Source organism: Streptomyces roseofulvus, from assembly GCF_039534915.1.
Classification (GTDB): domain Bacteria; phylum Actinomycetota; class Actinomycetes; order Streptomycetales; family Streptomycetaceae; genus Streptomyces; species Streptomyces roseofulvus.
This window is the reverse complement of sequence record NZ_BAAAWE010000001.1, coordinates 7,576,251-7,591,080: the sequence shown is the minus strand read 5'-3', so window position 1 is coordinate 7,591,080 and position 14,830 is coordinate 7,576,251. Positions and strand designations below refer to the sequence as shown.

Below are 14,830 nucleotides of genomic sequence, written 5' to 3'. Positions count from 1 at the left end.
CGGTGTCAACTGCGGAGGTGCGAGGCGCCGTTGAGGTCGAGGATGGTGCCGGACGCCCATTCGGCGGCCGGGGAGGCGAGCCAGAGGACCGCCGCCGCGATCTCGTCGGCGTCCGCGACGCGGCCGAAGGGGCTCTGCGCGCGGATCGCCTCGCCCTCGGGACCCTCCAGGCGGGGCGCCACCCGCTCGGTGGCGAAGAAGCCGGGGGCGACCGAGGCGACGCCGATGCCGTACGGGGCGAGGGAGACGGCGAGGGACTGGCCGAGCGCGTGGACGGCGGCCTTGGTGGCGCCGTAGGCGGGGTGGTCCGGCTCGCCGCGGAAGGCGCCCCGGGAGCCGATGTTGACGATCCGTCCGCCCGTGCCCCGGTCGATCATGCGGCGGGCCACGAGGTGGCTGAGGTGGGCGGTGGCGAGCAGGTTCACGGCGACGTGCCGCTGCCAGAGCGCCGCCCACTCGTCGTAGGGGGTCTCCGCCAGGGGGTGCGGGAGGTTCACGGCGGCGTTGTTGACGAGGACGTCGACGCCCTCCTCGCCGAACGCCTCGACGGCCCGGTCGACGACCGCCGCCGCTCCGGCGGGGTCCGCGAGGTCGCCGGCGACCAGGACGTGTCCGGTGCCGTCGAGGGAGGCGAGGGTGGCCCGGGCCTCCTCGGCGCGGGTGCCGTAGTGGACGGCGACCCGGTCGCCGTTGGCCGCGAACGCGCGGGCGACCGCCCGGCCGAGCCCTCGCGAGGCGCCGCTGACGAGGACGCGCCTGCCTGTGCCGGGCAGCTTCACCGGTGTGCCTTCCGGTCGGGGACGTACCGTACGGTCCGTCATTCTGCCCCGGGGTGCGCGGTGTTGGGCCATCGCGCCGTCATGGCCGGAACCGGTGCCACCATTTGGAAGGTTTTGTATCACTCCGGATACCGATCCGATCAGAGTGAGTTCCAGACCGATCAAGAACGCCTCTATAGTGCGGTCGTTCCGAACCTCCCTGTGCCTGCCTCACGAGAGTCCGGTAGATGTCGGCGTCGCCCACCCCGTTCCGCCCTGCCCTGATCGCCTCCGTGCTGACCGTCGCCGCGGGCGGTGCCCTCGTCGGCGCCGCGACGAGCGCCGCGCCGGCCGAGGTCCGCGCCCCGCTCGCCTGGTTCGCGGTCTGCGGAGTGCTGCTTCTCGCGGCCGCCGCCTTCGCCGTCACCTGGTACGCGCGCACCGCGCGCGGCCTCGCCCGGCGGGCCGAACGGCTCGCCGCCCAGGTCGCCTCCCAGGACACCTACGCCGCGCAGCGCCAGGCTGCCTTCGAGCGCGAGACCGCGGCCCTGAAGGAGCGCCACGAGGCCCAGTCCGCCGCCGAGGCCGCCGCGCACGCGGCCCGCGCCGACGAACTGGTCCGCGCCCAGCGGGCCGAGGCCGAGCGGCTCGCCGCCGGCCACGCTGCCGCCGTCGCCGGACTGGAACAGCGGCTGCGCCGCGCCGAGTCCGCCCGCTCCGCCGCCCTCGCCGCCGCCGCCAACGCGGCCGGCCGGATGCAGGCCCTGGCGACGAGCATGATGGCCGACCTGCGCGAGATGGAGCACCGGCACGCCGACGAGGACGTCCTCGCCGACCTCCTCCACCTCGACCACCGCACCGCCCAGGCGGGCCGGCTCGCCGACTCCGTCGCCGTCCTCACCGGCGCCCGCTCCGGCCGCCGCTGGCCCCGGCCCATCGTCATGGAGTCGATCCTGCGCGGCGCCATGGGCCGCATCTCCGGCTACCAGCGGGTCCGGCTGCACTCCACCTGCGAGGCGGCCGTCGCCGGCCACGCCGCCGAGGGCGTCATGCACGCGCTGGCCGAACTCCTCGACAACGCCGCCAACTTCTCCCCGCCCAGCGCGGAGGTCCACGTCTACGTGGAGGAGGTCCCGGCCGGCGTCGTCATCACCGTCGAGGACAGCGGACTGACCATGAGCGACGTTCAGCTGCGGCGCGCCGAGGCCGCCGTCGACGCGGCCGCCCAGGACCTGGCCGGCCTTTCCGGCACCCGCCTCGGGCTGCACGTCGTCGGCCGGCTGGCCCGCAAGCACAACCTGTCCGTCTCCTTCCGGCCCTCCGCGCGCGGCGGCACCGGCGTCGTCATGATGATCCCCCAGGAGCTCGTCACCCGCGGCACCGAGGCCGCCGCCGCGCCCGCCCCGGCGCAGGCCGCCCCCGCCCCCGCGCAGGCCGCCGCCCCGCGCCCGCTGCCCGCCCGGACCGCCGCGCCCCGCCCCGTACCGGCGGCCGAGCCGGAGACCACCCACGAGTCGGCGGCCGAGCCGCCGGCGGAGGGCACGACACCCGGCATCCCGCTGCCGCGCCGGCGGCGCGGCCGGACCCTCGCCGCGCAGCAGGAGAGCAGCGGCCGCGCGGCCGCCGAACCGGCCCGCAAGGCCACGCCCCGCACCGGCGAGGCGGCGCGCGCCCGCTTCGGCGGCTTCCAGAGCGCCCTGCGCGGCACCGACGGCAAGCCCGCCGAGACCCCCGCCACCCCCTCCTCCTCCGGGGCGGAACCGACCACGCCGTCCTCGAACGACCCCCATTCGGAAGGCAATCCGCGATGACCGGCACGACCACCGACGACAAGCTCAGCTGGCTCCTGGAGGGCCTGCTGGAACGGACCCCGGGCACCCGGCACGCGCTGGTGCTCTCCCGGGACGGCCTCAAGCTCTGCCGCACCTCCGGGCTCTCCGTCGACCAGGCCGACCAGCTCGCCGCCATCGCCGCCGGCATCCAGAGCCTGTCGCACGGGGCGTCCGTGGAGTTCGGCGACGGCACCGGCGGGGTCCGCTCCGCGATGGCCGAGTTCTACGGCGGCATCCTCTTCATCGTCGAGGCCGGGGAGGGCGCCCACCTCGCGCTCGTCGCCGACGAGGACGCCGACGCCGGGCTCGTCGGGCACAACATGACGGAGCTGGTCGAACAGCTCGGCGAGCACCTCGTCGCGAGGCCGCGGGGATGAGCCGCCTCAGGCCGGGTCGCGACGACTCCCCCGACCGCCTCTACACGCTGACCGGCGGCCGCAGCCGCACCGGGTCCACCGCCTTCGACGTGGTGACGCTCGTCGTGGCCGAGAGCGATCCGGTGCCCGGCATGCAGTCCGAGCACGCCGCCATCCTGCGCATGTGCCGCTTCCCCACCGCCGTGGTGGAGGTCGCCGCCGGGCTCGGGCTGCCCGTGTCGATCACCAGGATCCTCCTGGCCGACCTGCACGACACCGGCCGGATCAGCGCCCGGCACCCGCGCCCCACCTCCTCGTACCGCCTTCCCGATCACGACATCCTGGAGCAGGTGCTCGTTGGACTCCGCAATCTCTGAGCAGCGCCAGACCCTGAGCAGCACCGCCGACAACGGACTGAAGATCGTCGTCGTCGGGGGCTTCGGGGTCGGCAAGACCACCCTGGTCCGCTCGGTCAGCGAGATCCGTCCGCTGAACACCGAGGAGACGATGTCGCAGGCCGGCGAGGGCATCGACGACACCGGCGGCGTGGCCGCCAAGACGGCCACCACGGTCGCCTTCGACTTCGGCCGCATCTCGCTCGACGCGCGCAACGTGCTGTACCTGTTCGGCGCGCCCGGCCAGGAGCGGTTCTGGTTCCTGTGGGACCGGCTGTTCTCCGGGACGCTCGGCGCGGTGGTCCTCGTCGACACCCGCCGGATCGCGGACTCCTGGTACGCGGTCGACCGGCTGGAGCACCACGGCACCCCGTTCGTGGTCGCCTGCAACGACTTCGGCGGGCCCGCGCACACGGCCGCCGAGATCCGCGACGCACTCGACCTTCCCGACGAGGTGCCGCTGGTCTTCTGCGACGCCCGGTCCCGGGAGTCCAGCAAGCAGGTCCTCATCACGCTCGTCGAGCACCTGCAGCAGGTGGTGGCCGCCGCCGGGCGATGACCGCAAGACTTTGCTGAAATCCCGCGCAAGATCTTGCCGGTCTGCGCGCGGGGCTGGTTGACTCCTGACACGTCCACGCCGTGGTGCCCGTGTGAGGAGAAGCGATGAACAGCGACTACGACGTCCTCGTCCTCGGAGGGTCAGGCGTCGACACGATCGTGTACGTCCCCGAGCTCCCGCTGCCGTACGCCGACAGCTACATGATCCGCCCCGGCATCGAGGCGCGCGCCGGCCAGACCGGGGACTTCGTGGCGCTCGGGACGACCGCGCTGGGGCTGCGCACCCACCACGTCGACATGATCGGAGACGACGCCTTCGGCGACTTGGTGCGCGCCCTCCACCGCGACCGCGGCATCGGGTTCACCGAGGTCCCGCAGCCCGGCGGCACCAAGCGGGCCGTCAACCTCGTGGGGCCGGACGGCCGTCGGCTCTCGCTCTACGACGACAGCCGCTCCCGGGAGTCGGACCGGCTGCCCGAGGACCTGGTGCGCAAGCTCGCCGCCGCCTCCCGGCACGCGCACGTCTCGATCACGCCCCCGTGCGCCCACGCCCTGCCGCTGCTCCACGAGGCGGGCCTCACCGTCTCGACGGACCTGCACAACTGGGACGGCGAGAACCCGTACCACGAGCCGTTCGCGTACGGCTCCGACGTCGTCTTCGTGTCGGCCACGGCCCTGCCGGACCCGGTGGCGACCCTGCGCCGGGTGCTGGAGCGCGGCCGGGCGGAGGTGGCGGTCGCCACCGCCGGCGCGGAGGGCTCCTACCTGCTCACCCGCGACCGCCGGGACCCGCTGCACGTCCCGGCGGTCGCGCCGCGCGGAGCGGTCGTGGACTCCAACGGCGCGGGCGACGCCTACGCGGCCGGTTTCCTCTTCGGCCGGCTGACCGGCGAGCCCCCGGAGCGCTGCGCCCTGTACGGGGCGGTGGCCGGCGCCTTCGCCTGTACGGTGCCCGCCACCGGCAGCGACGCCATCGGCCGGGAGGCGCTGCTCGCCGAGGTCGCCGCGCTCAGCTGACACCGGGCGCGGGCAGCGCGGCGCCGACCGCCGCGTGGACGGCCCGCGCCAGGCGGGCGCCCCACAGCGAGCGCGGGCCGGCGAAGGGCTCGGCGGGACCGCCGGGCAGGGGACGGAGGGCAAGGACGCAGACAGCGTCCGTCGGGGTGCCCGAGCAGTCGTGGCCCGCGTCGAGGAGCGCCTGCGTCTTGGCCTCGGTGGCGGTCGCCACGGCGTTGACGAGCGCGGCGTCGGTGAGCGGCGCGGGCACGGTGACGACGATGTTGATGGTGCCGGGGGCCTGGGGTCCCGGCACGTCCGGGCCCGGTGCCGCCGCCCAGCCCCGGACCTCGATCCCGGCGGTGGCCACCGCGTCGACGCCGCCGTCGCGGGCGGCTCCGCTGCGGGCGACCTCGGCGGCGGTCATCAGGCCCACCCCGGAGCCGTGGAGGCCGGCCCGCCGGGCGAGCCCCGCGAGGTGCGCCTCGGGGTCGGTGCGGGTGTAGCCGTGGGCGACCTGGACGTTCATCACCCAGGTCCGCTCGCCGATCCCGCCGCCGAGCACCGCGCTGCTGACGGCCCGCCAGCCGGGACCGTGCCGCCAGACCAACGCCCCGAGCACCTGGCCGTCCTCGTCCCGCTCCCACAGCTCCGGAGGGGCCGGCAGGACCGGCGGGGTCGGTTCCACCACGGCGGTCACTGCTGCGTGCTCCTCGCTCTCGCCCGTACGTCCGGGTGATCCTACGGGCCGGTCCGAGGCCGACCGGAGGCCGGACCCCGTTCCGGCACGAGGGTGGCGCCGAGGACCAGGCCCACCGCGATGGCGGTGACGACGAGGACGAGCTCCAGCAGGTCCGTGAAGCCGTCCACGACGTGCCCGCCGACCAGCGTGGTCAGACCCCGCATGCCGAGCGAGCCGACGGTGAGCGTGAAGAAGCCGGGCAGCACGAGGAGCAGCCGGGGCGGCCGCTCCGGGCCCCGGGACAGCAGGGTCGCCGCTGCCGCGAGCACCGCCGCCGCGACGAAGGTGCCGCCGGTCTCCCCGATCAGCACGGTGGCCGCGGACTGCACCCCGACCGTCAGGTAGACGAGCGCCAGCAGGGGCCAGAAGAAGCGGCGGGGGATCGCGAAGGCGAGCAGGGTCCCGGCGGTGAAGACCGTCCACGAGGCGAAGAGCGCCCAGCGCGGCAGGTCGGCCTCGGCCGCCGTGTCGAAGAGCGCCTCGGTGGGGGTGCCGGTGACGTACACCCCGAGCAGCACCCCGACGCACAGCTGGACCAGCAGGAAGGCCGCGTACACCAGCCGGATCGCGCCGGTGGAGACGAGCCCGGCGCCGAGTTCGGCGGCGGCGGCGCTCAGGTAGTCGCCGGGCACGAAGAAGAACAGCGCGGGCAGCATCAGCAGGACCGGGCCGCCGTGCGCCGGGTCGCCGGCGAACAGCCCGACCGTGACGACGGAGACGCTCACCGAGGCGACCAGCGGCAGCACCCGGGCGAGCCGCGGCACCCGGTCGGACGCCACCGCGAGGCCCGCGGCGAGCGTCGCGAGGACGGCCGTGGTGCCGAGCTCGTACCAGGTGGGCTGCATCAGCGGGGCGAAGCCCAGCGAGAAGAGCACGATCCCGAGCAGCTTCAGCCACCACGGGTAGGGGGCCGGGGACGCCTCGATCCGGTCCAGCCGGGCGCTCGCCTCCGCCGCTCCGGCCCGCCCGGCGCACACGTCTGCCACCAGCGGCTTGAGCGCCGCGATCCGGTCCAGCCGGGCCACCTCGGGGGCGGCGTGCACGATCACGGTCCGCGCCCGGCCGCCCGGGACGGCGACGGTCAGGGTGACGGCGTCCATGACGAGCAGCACGGACACCTCGGCACCGAGGGCGCGTCCGGCCGCCGCGACCTCGCGCGCGATCAGCTCGGCGCCCTCGCCCGAGGTGCGCAGCAGCAGTCCGGTGAGCCGTACCAGGAAGCCGGTGACCGCCTCGGCGCGGTCCTCCGCGGTCTCCGCCTCCGCCGGTTCCCCCTCGGGTCGCGCCACGACCGCCTCCTCGGGTCCAGGGTGACGAACGATCAGCATCCCCCACCGGGCCGCGCCCGGCATCCGGCGCCGCTCGCCCCCGCCTCTCCCGGCCCTCCGTCACCCGAACGGCCGTCCCGCCCTGCGGCCCCCTCCCCCGTCGCGCAGCCTGGTGCGGATCACGTCGGTTCCACCTGAGGAGGGCCCATGGCATCGATGGACGTCCCGGCCGATCTGCCGAAACCCCGCGTGGAGGCACGGCCGGTCGCTCCGCCCACGATCACCTGGGTGACGCTGGCCCTGATGACGACCGCCTCGGTGGCGAGCCTGCGCGCCGCGCCGACGATGGCCGTCTACGGCCTGGCCTGCGTCTTCCTCTATCTGGTGCCCGCCATCGTGTTCCTGCTGCCGACGGCCCTGGTCTCCGCCGAGCTGGCCTCCGGCTGGTCGGGCGGTGTGTACCGGTGGGTGGCGGAGGGGCTGTCGAAGCCGCTGGGCTTCCTCGCCGTGTGGTGCCAGTTCGCGATGACGATCTTCTACTATCCGAGCCTGCTGGCCTTCGTGGCCTCGACGATCGCCTTCGTGATCGATCCCTCGCTCGCGTCGAACGGCGTCTACACCGCGATCGTCATCATGGTCCTGTACTGGACCGGCGTCTGGGTCTCCTCGCGCGGCACCAAGGCCCTCGCCGGGCTGTCGTCCTGGGGCCTGATCATCGGCACGCTGGTGCCCGGCACCATCCTCGTCGTGCTCGGCATGGTCTTCCTCGGCCAGGGCAACCCGTCGGCGGCGCCGATGGACGCGAGCCATCTGCTGCCGCAGTGGACCGGTCTCGCGAGCCTCGTCCTGATCGTCAACAACTTCCTGTCGTACTCGGGCATGGAGATGAACGCGGTGCACGTCTCCTCGCTGAAGGACCCGGCGAAGGAGTACCCGAAGTCGATGTTCCTGGCGATGGGCCTGGTGCTGCTGATCTTCATCCTGCCGGCGCTGGCGATCAGCTGGGTCGTCCCGGCGGACCAGCTGAGCCTCACGGCCGGCGTGATGCAGGCGTTCGACGCCTTCTTCTCGTACTTCCACGTCGGGTGGATGACACCGATCGCGGCCGTCATGCTGATCTCCGCCTCGCTCGGCGGCATGCTGACCTGGCTGGCCGGCCCGTCCAAGGGCCTCCTGGAGATCTCCCGCAGCGAGGGCTATCTGCCGCCGTTCCTGCAGAAGCTCAACAAGTTCGGCATCCAGCAGAACATCCTCGTCACCCAGGGCGTCGTCACCTCGGTCATCGCCCTCGGGTACGCGCTGATCCCGAACGTCTCCAGCGTGTACTGGATCTTCTCGACCATCACCACGCAGGTCTACCTCATCGTCTACCTGCTGATGTTCGTCGCGGCGATGCGGCTGCGGAAGCTCCAGCCGGACCACCCGCGCGGCTACCGGGCGCCCGCCCTCGGTCTGATCTGCTCGGTCGGGCTGCTGGCCTCGCTCGCGGCCCTGTTCATCGGCTTCGTCCCGCCCTCGCAGTTCGGCAGCGGCAGCGTGCTGTCGTACGTCGCCATCGTCGGCGGCGGTCTGGTGATCCTCGGACTGCTCATCCCCTGGACGTTCCTGAAGCTGCGCAAGCCCAGCTGGCGCACGGCCGAGGCCGCCGCCCCGAACGAGGGAGACGCCGCATGAGCCCGACCCGCTTCGCCTCCGAGCACAAGTGGATCTACTGGGGCGCGATCGTGATCCTGGTCGGCCTGCTGATCACCGGCATCGTCCGCTACGGCAGCTTCAAGCGGACCCAGGAGACGTCCCAGAAGGCGCAGCAGCTCAGCGAGCAGCTGGTGAAGGCCGGGTATCCCGCCCCCGACCTGGAGACCGCCGAGCGCCTGCTCGGCACCGACGGCGGCCCGGTCTGCGAGAACCCCGGCAACGCCCTGAAGAAGGCGCTGTACCGGCTCCAGCAGCTCACCACCGGCGCCCCCGGCCCCGGCAACCGCCCGGTGATCGCCGACTCCAAGGCGGTCGACGTCGAGCGGATCGTCCTCCAGGTCTACTGCCCCGACGAGGTCGACGAGTTCGACGAGGCCGTCGAGGACCTCAAGACCGACGACACCGTCAAGCGCTGACGGACCGTGCGGCCCCGCAGGTCAGGGGGTGTCCGGGGCCGTGCGGACCGGGAAGCTGAAGGTGTGGCCCTGCTCCTTCAGCCAGGGCAGCACCTCGCGCAGCGCCGTCACGCTCTGCGAACGGTCGCCGCCGCCGTCGTGGAAGAGGATGGTCGGCCCGTTGGGCAGCTCGTTCTTGACGGTCGCCACGATGGCGGCGGCGCCGGGCCGTTCGAAGTCCTTGGTGTCCACGTTCCATCCCAGCGGCCGCATCCCGGCGGCCGCGGCTATCTTCCGGCTGTCCGGGGTGAACGCCCCGCCCGGGGCCCGGTAGTACTGCACCTCCACCCCGCCGGCGGCCTCCTCGATCAGCTTCCGCGCGTCGAGGATCTGCCGCTTCTGGTACGCGACGGGCTTGCGGTCCATCGTCGTGTCGTGGGTCATCGTGTGGTCGCACAGCCGGTGCCCCTCGGCCACCACGCGCTTCACCAGGTCGGGGTACTGCTGCGCCTGCGGGCCGATCATGCAGAAGACGGCCTTGACGTCGTTCTCCTTCAGGATGTCGAGCACCTGCGGCGTCCACCGGGGGTCGGGACCGTCGTCGATGGTGATGTTGACGGCCCGTCCGCCCGCTTCGGCCGCGTGCGCGATGCCCTCCGGGACCCGGACCGCGGGCTTCGCCGGCCGGCCCGGCTCCGCGTTCCGCTGGGCCGGCACACCCGGCCGGGCCGCGGCCCCGCCGCCCGGGGCGGCGGCGTTCTCGCCGTCGTCGCCCACCAGCGCCGTCGCCCCCCAGGCGGCCAGGCTGATGCCGACCGCCGACGCCAACACGGCCACGTGCGCGGTGTACTTGCCCATCCGGCGCATGCGCCCTCCGATCCTCGCGTTCCCGTTGCGACCCCGCGTCCTTCGACGCGGTCCCGGGGGAGAGGACGAAACATCCCCCGAACAGGTTTCACCCGTTCGGCGGATGTGACAGAGGTACCGTTCGGTTGCGATTCCGCTGCTGTTCGGATGGTGCGCCGGACGGTCTTCCGGTGCAGACTGTGCACCACACCTGGTCGAGATCCCCCATGGAGGCCGGAAGAGTGAGCGGCGGCAGCGACGGACGACGCCTGACCGGCAGGGTCTCGCCCGTGCGCACCTCGGCGGTGTACCGGTCCGCGGCGCTGCGTGCCCGGCGCCGCCGCGCCGACGGGGCGATTCCGCTCGACGCCCCGGACACCGAGGAACGGCTCGCTTGGCTCAACGCCGCGACCACCCGTATCGGCACCACGCTGGACCTGGAGAGCACCGCCCGGGAGCTGGCCGAGTTCACCGTCCCCGGCTTCGCCGACGGCGCCGCGGTGGACATCCTGGAGAGCGTCCTGCACGGTGAGGAGGGCTCCCGCTGGACCGGCAGCGGCGTCCCGCCGATGCGGGCGGTCGCGCTCTCCGCCGTCGACACCATGAGCACCCTGGAGGCCGTGCCGGTCGGCGAGACCTATGTGCGCGACCAGACGCGGCACGAGACGCTGCTGCACCGGTACTGTCTGCGGCGCGGCGAGCCCGTCCTGGTGGCCAGGATGCGTGAGGAGGACTTCGCCCGCGTGGCCCCCACCGCGAGCGGGGCGGAGAAGATGCGCGCGCTGGGCGTGCACAGCTATCTGGCGGTGCCGCTGATCGCCCGCGGGCTGCTGCTCGGCAGCGCCGACTTCGTCCGCGGTCCGGGCAGTCCGCCCTTCTCCCCCACCGACCTGGTCCTCGCCGAGCAGCTGGCCTCGCGCGCGGCCGTCTTCATCGACAACGCCCGGCTGTACGGCCGGGAGCGCGAGCACGTCGTCTCGCTCCAGCGCACCCTGCTGCCCCGGGCGACGCCGGTCACCCCGGGACTGCGGGTGCACGGCGAGTACGCCCCCTCGGCGGCCCGCCACACGGTGGGCGGCGACTGGTACGACGTCATGTCGCTGCCCGGCGGCCGTACGGCGCTGATGGCGGGCGACGTCATGGGCCAGGGACTTCCCGCCGCCGCCACGATGGGCCGGCTCCGGGCCGTCGCCCGCACCCTGATGACCCTCGACATGGCGCCCGAGCGGGTCCTCGCCCGGCTGGACCTCGCCACCCGCGATCTGGAGGACGACCAGGTCGCCACCTTCCTCTGCGCGGTCTACGACCCCGCGGACTCCTCCTGCACGCTGGCCGGCGCGGGACACCTGCCGCCGCTGCTGCTCGACGGGCGCGGCGGGGCCTCGTTCGTCGGGCTGCCGGCCGGGGCGCCGCTGGGCGCCGGGGTGATCCCGTACGACCCGGTCACGGTCACCGTGCCGGACGACGGCGCGCTCGTGCTGTTCACGGACGGGCTGGTGAAGGCGCGGGGCGCCGACCTGGAGGAGCAGCTCGCACGGCTGCGGGCGGCCGCGCTCGGGCTGCCGCCGTCCGCGCTGGAGGGCGGCGGGCTGATCGCGGCGGCCCCGGCGGGGCCGGGCCGGTTCGACGAGGCGGTGCTGCTGACCGCGCGGTCCGTGCGGCTCGGCGCGGAGACCGGGCTGCGGGTGTGGCCGCTCTCCGGCGACGGCAGGGCCGCCTCCGAGGCCCGGCGGCTCGTCACCCGGCAGCTCGCCGAGTGGGGCCTGGACGACCTCGCCGACGTGTGCGAGCTGGTCGTCTCCGAGCTGGTCGGCAACGCCCTGCGGTACGGGAACGGGCCGGGCGAGCTGCGGCTGCTGCGCGGGGAGCGGCTGGTCGTCGAGGTGTCGGACACCGGCCCCGACCTGCCGCAGATCCAGCACGCCGACCTCAGCGACGAGGGGGGCCGCGGTCTCCAGCTCGTGAACATGCTGTGCCGCCGCTGGGGCTCCTGCCGCACCTCCGGCGGCAAGGTCGTCTGGGCCGAGCAGCACCTCCCCTCGTGATCCGCCCGCCGGGTCGGACGTCCCGGCCGGGGGTGACGTACGGCCCTGCCGGACGGCCGCCACGGCCCGGCAGGCTGTCCCTACGAAGGCCGCCGCGATCCGCCTCCGGGCGGGGCCCGAGGAAGGAGAGCCATGCCTGCGGATCCGACCGCGTCCCCGCGGCTGGGCCCCGCGCGCCGCGGGAGTTCCGCTACGTGCTCGGGCGGGCGCTGCCGTTCCTGGTGATCGTCCTCGCCACCCTCGCCGACGTCCTCACCCCACCGGTCGAGCGCTTCGACCGTTTCCTGATCGCCGCCCCGGCGCTCGCGGCCGCCACCTGGTCCGCGCGCGGCACGGCCGCGATCGGCACCCTCGCCATGGCGGCGACGGCCGTCACCGCCGCCGTGCTGGTGGTCCGCGACGGGCCGGCGGCGCCCCTCCGCCGCATCCCGTCGCCGCCGCTGGCCGGCTCCCTCCGGTCCTGAGCGGGCCGCCCCGGGGGGCGCCGCTCAGCGGGAGGGGGGTGTCCAGCCGCGCAGTACGCCTCCGTCGGCGAGCCGCCCGTCGAGGACGACCACGCCCTCCGCGGCGGAGCGGACGGCGAGGACCGCGCCCCGCGCGTGGGCGCGGACGGCACCGCCCGCGGTGATCCCGACGACGTGCCGGCTGCCCGCCGCGAGCAGGTAGCGCGTGCCCGACGGCGCCGTCCAGGGTCCTCCCGCGAGGACGTGCTGCCCGAAGCGCCCGCAGGCGGCCGTGTCGGGCACGGAGGCGAGGGGCCGGGCGGGCCCCGGGGGACGGACCGGTGTCTCCAGGAGGACGTCGGCCCGGCCGGTGCCCTCCCAGGTCTCGGCGCGGACGCACGCCCACAGCGCCCGGCCCGCCCGCTCGGGCAGCTCCTGTGCGGCGAACTCCCAGCGGTTGACGGAGCGGACGCCGGAGTCCCGGAGCCCGTCGAGGAGGCAGCCGGTACGCGCCCAGGCCGCCAGCCCCGCTGGCCCCGCGGCCTCGCGGGGCTGCCGGGAGGGGATCCCGGGAGCGGGAAGCGGCGTCCAGGTGAGGTGGGCGGGGCCGAGGCCGCCGAGGTCGGCGACGAGGAAGGCGTGGTCCTCGACGATCCGGGCGGACGAGCGCAGCTGGAGCACGGTGGTCGCGGCGCAGTCGGCCGCCGCGCCGGGCCCGGGGGCGGGCAGGGGGACGGGCGCGGTGACCCCGTCCCGCGCCACGGGCAGCGCCCGGGCGGGGGCCGCCGGCGCGCGCAGGTCCCGCGCGCCCGCCTCGGCGATCCAGGGAGCGAGGAGGAAGCGGGTGCCGGCGCCGGTGCGGGAGAGGGCGACCGAGGCCGCGGTGGTGACGTCGGCGTCGTCCGCGCGGGCCAGGGTGAGCACGGGCCGGCCGGTGGACGGCTCGGTGTAGCGGGCGAGCCGGAGGCCGTCGTGGAGCAGCACGACCGGGTCACCGTCGACATCGCCCGCGTACAGCAGCGCGGGAGGCGCGGACGGGGGTCCGCCGGCCGTCCCTGGGGTGGTGCGCGTGACGGCGTCTCCCCCGGTCCAGGCGTCGAGGGCGCGGCCGAGCAGCGCGGTGTCGCCGGTCCGGGCGCCCCGGGCGGGCCAGGCGGTGAAGTCCACTCGGGAGGTGTCGGCCCAGCGGTCGGGATCGGCCCGCCGGAGCTCCGCCGGGTCGGCGGAGGGCGCGGCCGGTGCCGGGGCGGGCGGGGGCGCTTCCGCGCGGAGGGCGTCGGCTGCGACGGGGACGGCGACGAGGAGAAGGGCCGCCGCGAGGATCCCGGCCCGGCCTCGGCGCCGGCGGCGCAGCAGGTCGGTGGGGCGCAGGTGGACCGTGCAGGGGTCGAACTCGGGGCCGCGCAGCAGGGCGGCGAGGTCGCCGGAGACTCCGGCGCGCAGCTCCTCCGCCCCGGCGAGGGCCCGTCCGGGGTCCCGTGCGCCGGCCGCGGACAGCAGGGCCGCGGTCTGCTCCGGGGTGAGTCCTTCGAGGACGGTGAGCGCGAGGGCGGCTCGGGTCTCCGGGGTGACGGCGGAGAGGGCGCGGTCGAGGGCGAGCTCGTCTCCGCCGCCGGAGCGGGGGAAGAGCCGCAGTCCGGTGACCCGGGGCAGGGCGAGCGCCGCGGGCCGGAGCGGCCGGGCGGCGAGGGCGCGGGCGACGACGCGGGCCCGCAGCCAGGCCCGGGCCTCGTCGCGTGGCGTCCGCGGATGGGGCACGGGGGCGGCGGACCGGTCCGGCCGGCCGCGGGGCAGGGCTCGCTGGACGGTGGCGTGGGCGGTGAGGACGCGCCGCTGGCGGCCGAGCGAGGGCGGCAGGACGAGGTGGGCGAGGCGCACCAGGGCGGGATAGTGCTCGACGAGCGCGGCCTCGGCCGCGTCCCGGGAGGGACGCGGGCCGGATATGCCGGCGGCCGGGCGGGCGCGAAGGGTACGGAGTTGTTGCACGTGTGGAGAACGAGCGGGCCCGGTGGGCCGTCACTCCCGGCGTCGCGGCGCCCCGTGCTAAGAAGGCCGGATGACGCTCACACAGGGCCTGCGGGTGCGCCTCGCGGCCGATCTGAGGGTGGCCGGGACGGTCACCGTGGCCGGCGACCCGGCCGAGGAGCCGGCGGCGGTGGCCGGGGGTCTGCTGATCGGGGCGGGTGCGGAGGGGGTCGTCGAGCGGGTCGACGCGCCGGAGGAGGCCCGGCCGGATCCGGAGGCGGCGGAGTACGAGCGTCTCGTGTCGCTGCTCGACGCGTTCGGTGCCCAGATGCCGCCGGCGAGCCGGGAGCGGGCGGAGGAGCGGGTGCGCGCCCTTGAGCCGGCGTGGACGGCGTACCGCGACCGCCGGCCGGTCGTCACGGCGCGGGTCCGGCTCGACGGCGGGCTGGTCCTGGAGCGGGTACGCGAGGACGTGCTGACCGCCGTCTGAGGCGGCTGCCGGGGGCCGGGCACCTTACCAGGACGGACCGCCCTCC

The 14,830-nt window shown here is 75.3% G+C and carries 15 protein-coding genes; 10 read left to right on the top strand and 5 right to left on the bottom strand.

What is annotated here, in order from left to right; all coding sequences use genetic code 11:
- Window positions 1-5 precede the first annotated feature (5 nt).
- On the bottom strand, window positions 6-821 hold the full coding sequence (locus ABFY03_RS34945; protein WP_319012225.1) for an SDR family NAD(P)-dependent oxidoreductase: 816 nt from the start codon (window positions 819-821) through the stop codon (window positions 6-8).
- Window positions 822-1,006: 185 nt separating this feature from the next.
- On the opposite strand from ABFY03_RS34945, the gene ABFY03_RS34940 reads away from it, so the two are divergent.
- The 5 genes from ABFY03_RS34940 to ABFY03_RS34920 all read left to right on the top strand — a co-directional run bounded on the left by ABFY03_RS34940 (window position 1,007) and on the right by ABFY03_RS34920 (window position 4,916).
- A complete protein-coding gene (locus ABFY03_RS34940) occupies window positions 1,007-2,569 on the top strand; it encodes a sensor histidine kinase (protein WP_346171864.1) in 1,563 nt (520 codons plus the stop codon).
- Window positions 2,566-2,967 carry a roadblock/LC7 domain-containing protein gene (locus ABFY03_RS34935; protein ID WP_031012374.1) on the top strand — a complete coding sequence of 134 codons (402 nt, stop codon included), beginning with the start codon at window positions 2,566-2,568 and terminating at the stop codon, window positions 2,965-2,967. Before ABFY03_RS34940 ends, ABFY03_RS34935 begins: the two co-directional genes overlap by 4 nt.
- Window positions 2,964-3,323, top strand: a complete 360-nt coding sequence (locus ABFY03_RS34930; protein ID WP_319012223.1) for a DUF742 domain-containing protein — start codon at window positions 2,964-2,966, stop codon at window positions 3,321-3,323. The genes ABFY03_RS34935 and ABFY03_RS34930 overlap by 4 nt, the downstream gene beginning before the upstream one ends.
- The gene (locus ABFY03_RS34925) at window positions 3,304-3,900 is read left to right on the top strand and encodes a GTP-binding protein (protein WP_319012222.1); all 597 of its coding nucleotides are present in this window, start codon (window positions 3,304-3,306) and stop codon (window positions 3,898-3,900) included. Before ABFY03_RS34930 ends, ABFY03_RS34925 begins: the two co-directional genes overlap by 20 nt.
- Window positions 3,901-4,004: 104 nt before the next feature.
- Complete coding sequence (locus tag ABFY03_RS34920; RefSeq protein WP_319012221.1) at window positions 4,005-4,916, top strand: adenosine kinase; 912 nt, start codon at window positions 4,005-4,007, stop codon at window positions 4,914-4,916.
- On the opposite strand, the gene ABFY03_RS34915 is transcribed toward ABFY03_RS34920, so the two are convergent.
- Both ABFY03_RS34915 and ABFY03_RS34910 read right to left on the bottom strand, forming a co-directional pair.
- Entirely contained in the window at window positions 4,909-5,595 is a 687-nt protein-coding gene (locus ABFY03_RS34915; RefSeq protein WP_319012220.1) for an adenosylcobinamide amidohydrolase, read from the bottom strand. The genes ABFY03_RS34920 and ABFY03_RS34915 overlap by 8 nt on opposite strands.
- Window positions 5,596-5,636: 41 nt before the next feature.
- Window positions 5,637-6,926 (bottom strand): threonine/serine exporter family protein, encoded by a 1,290-nt coding sequence (locus tag ABFY03_RS34910; protein ID WP_319012219.1) that lies wholly within the window; start codon window positions 6,924-6,926, stop codon window positions 5,637-5,639.
- A 186-nt stretch (window positions 6,927-7,112) separates the two neighbouring features.
- Here ABFY03_RS34910 and gadC point away from each other — a divergent pair, with 186 nt between their 5' ends.
- Together gadC and ABFY03_RS34900 are read left to right on the top strand one after the other, a co-directional pair.
- The gene (gadC, locus tag ABFY03_RS34905; protein ID WP_319012218.1) at window positions 7,113-8,579 is read left to right on the top strand and encodes a glutamate/gamma-aminobutyrate antiporter GadC; all 1,467 of its coding nucleotides are present in this window, start codon (window positions 7,113-7,115) and stop codon (window positions 8,577-8,579) included.
- Window positions 8,576-9,016: a hypothetical protein gene (locus tag ABFY03_RS34900; protein WP_319012217.1), complete on the top strand. Its 441-nt coding sequence runs from the start codon at window positions 8,576-8,578 to the stop codon at window positions 9,014-9,016. Before gadC ends, ABFY03_RS34900 begins: the two co-directional genes overlap by 4 nt.
- Before the next feature lie 21 nt (window positions 9,017-9,037).
- On the opposite strand, the gene ABFY03_RS34895 is transcribed toward ABFY03_RS34900, so the two are convergent.
- Window positions 9,038-9,862 carry a polysaccharide deacetylase family protein gene (locus ABFY03_RS34895; protein WP_346171863.1) on the bottom strand — a complete coding sequence of 275 codons (825 nt, stop codon included), beginning with the start codon at window positions 9,860-9,862 and terminating at the stop codon, window positions 9,038-9,040.
- Between the two features lie 221 nt (window positions 9,863-10,083).
- On the opposite strand from ABFY03_RS34895, the gene ABFY03_RS34890 reads away from it, so the two are divergent.
- Together ABFY03_RS34890 and ABFY03_RS34885 are read left to right on the top strand one after the other, a co-directional pair.
- Window positions 10,084-11,886 carry an ATP-binding SpoIIE family protein phosphatase gene (locus ABFY03_RS34890; RefSeq protein WP_346171862.1) on the top strand — a complete coding sequence of 601 codons (1,803 nt, stop codon included), beginning with the start codon at window positions 10,084-10,086 and terminating at the stop codon, window positions 11,884-11,886.
- A gap of 194 nt (window positions 11,887-12,080) precedes the next feature.
- Complete coding sequence (locus ABFY03_RS34885; protein WP_346171861.1) at window positions 12,081-12,350, top strand: hypothetical protein; 270 nt, start codon at window positions 12,081-12,083, stop codon at window positions 12,348-12,350.
- Window positions 12,351-12,374: 24 nt separating this feature from the next.
- Here ABFY03_RS34885 and ABFY03_RS34880 read toward each other — a convergent pair whose 3' ends face one another.
- Window positions 12,375-14,315 (bottom strand): hypothetical protein, encoded by a 1,941-nt coding sequence (locus tag ABFY03_RS34880; protein ID WP_346171860.1) that lies wholly within the window; start codon window positions 14,313-14,315, stop codon window positions 12,375-12,377.
- Between the two features lie 70 nt (window positions 14,316-14,385).
- Here ABFY03_RS34880 and ABFY03_RS34875 point away from each other — a divergent pair, with 70 nt between their 5' ends.
- Window positions 14,386-14,784, top strand: coding sequence for a hypothetical protein (locus tag ABFY03_RS34875; RefSeq protein WP_346171859.1), 399 nt, complete (start codon window positions 14,386-14,388; stop codon window positions 14,782-14,784).
- The last annotated feature ends 46 nt before the right edge of the window (window positions 14,785-14,830 follow it).

Coding starts and splice junctions, on each gene's coding strand:
- ABFY03_RS34945 (WP_319012225.1), bottom strand. CDS start 821: ATGACGGACCGTACGGTACGTCCCCGACCGGAAGGCACACCGGTGAAG.
- ABFY03_RS34900 (WP_319012217.1), top strand. CDS start 8,576: ATGAGCCCGACCCGCTTCGCCTCCGAGCACAAGTGGATCTACTGGGGC.
- gadC (WP_319012218.1), top strand. CDS start 7,113: ATGGCATCGATGGACGTCCCGGCCGATCTGCCGAAACCCCGCGTGGAG.
- ABFY03_RS34935 (WP_031012374.1), top strand. CDS start 2,566: ATGACCGGCACGACCACCGACGACAAGCTCAGCTGGCTCCTGGAGGGC.
- ABFY03_RS34895 (WP_346171863.1), bottom strand. CDS start 9,862: ATGCGCCGGATGGGCAAGTACACCGCGCACGTGGCCGTGTTGGCGTCG.
- ABFY03_RS34875 (WP_346171859.1), top strand. CDS start 14,386: ATGACGCTCACACAGGGCCTGCGGGTGCGCCTCGCGGCCGATCTGAGG.
- ABFY03_RS34940 (WP_346171864.1), top strand. CDS start 1,007: ATGTCGGCGTCGCCCACCCCGTTCCGCCCTGCCCTGATCGCCTCCGTG.
- ABFY03_RS34920 (WP_319012221.1), top strand. CDS start 4,005: ATGAACAGCGACTACGACGTCCTCGTCCTCGGAGGGTCAGGCGTCGAC.
- ABFY03_RS34930 (WP_319012223.1), top strand. CDS start 2,964: ATGAGCCGCCTCAGGCCGGGTCGCGACGACTCCCCCGACCGCCTCTAC.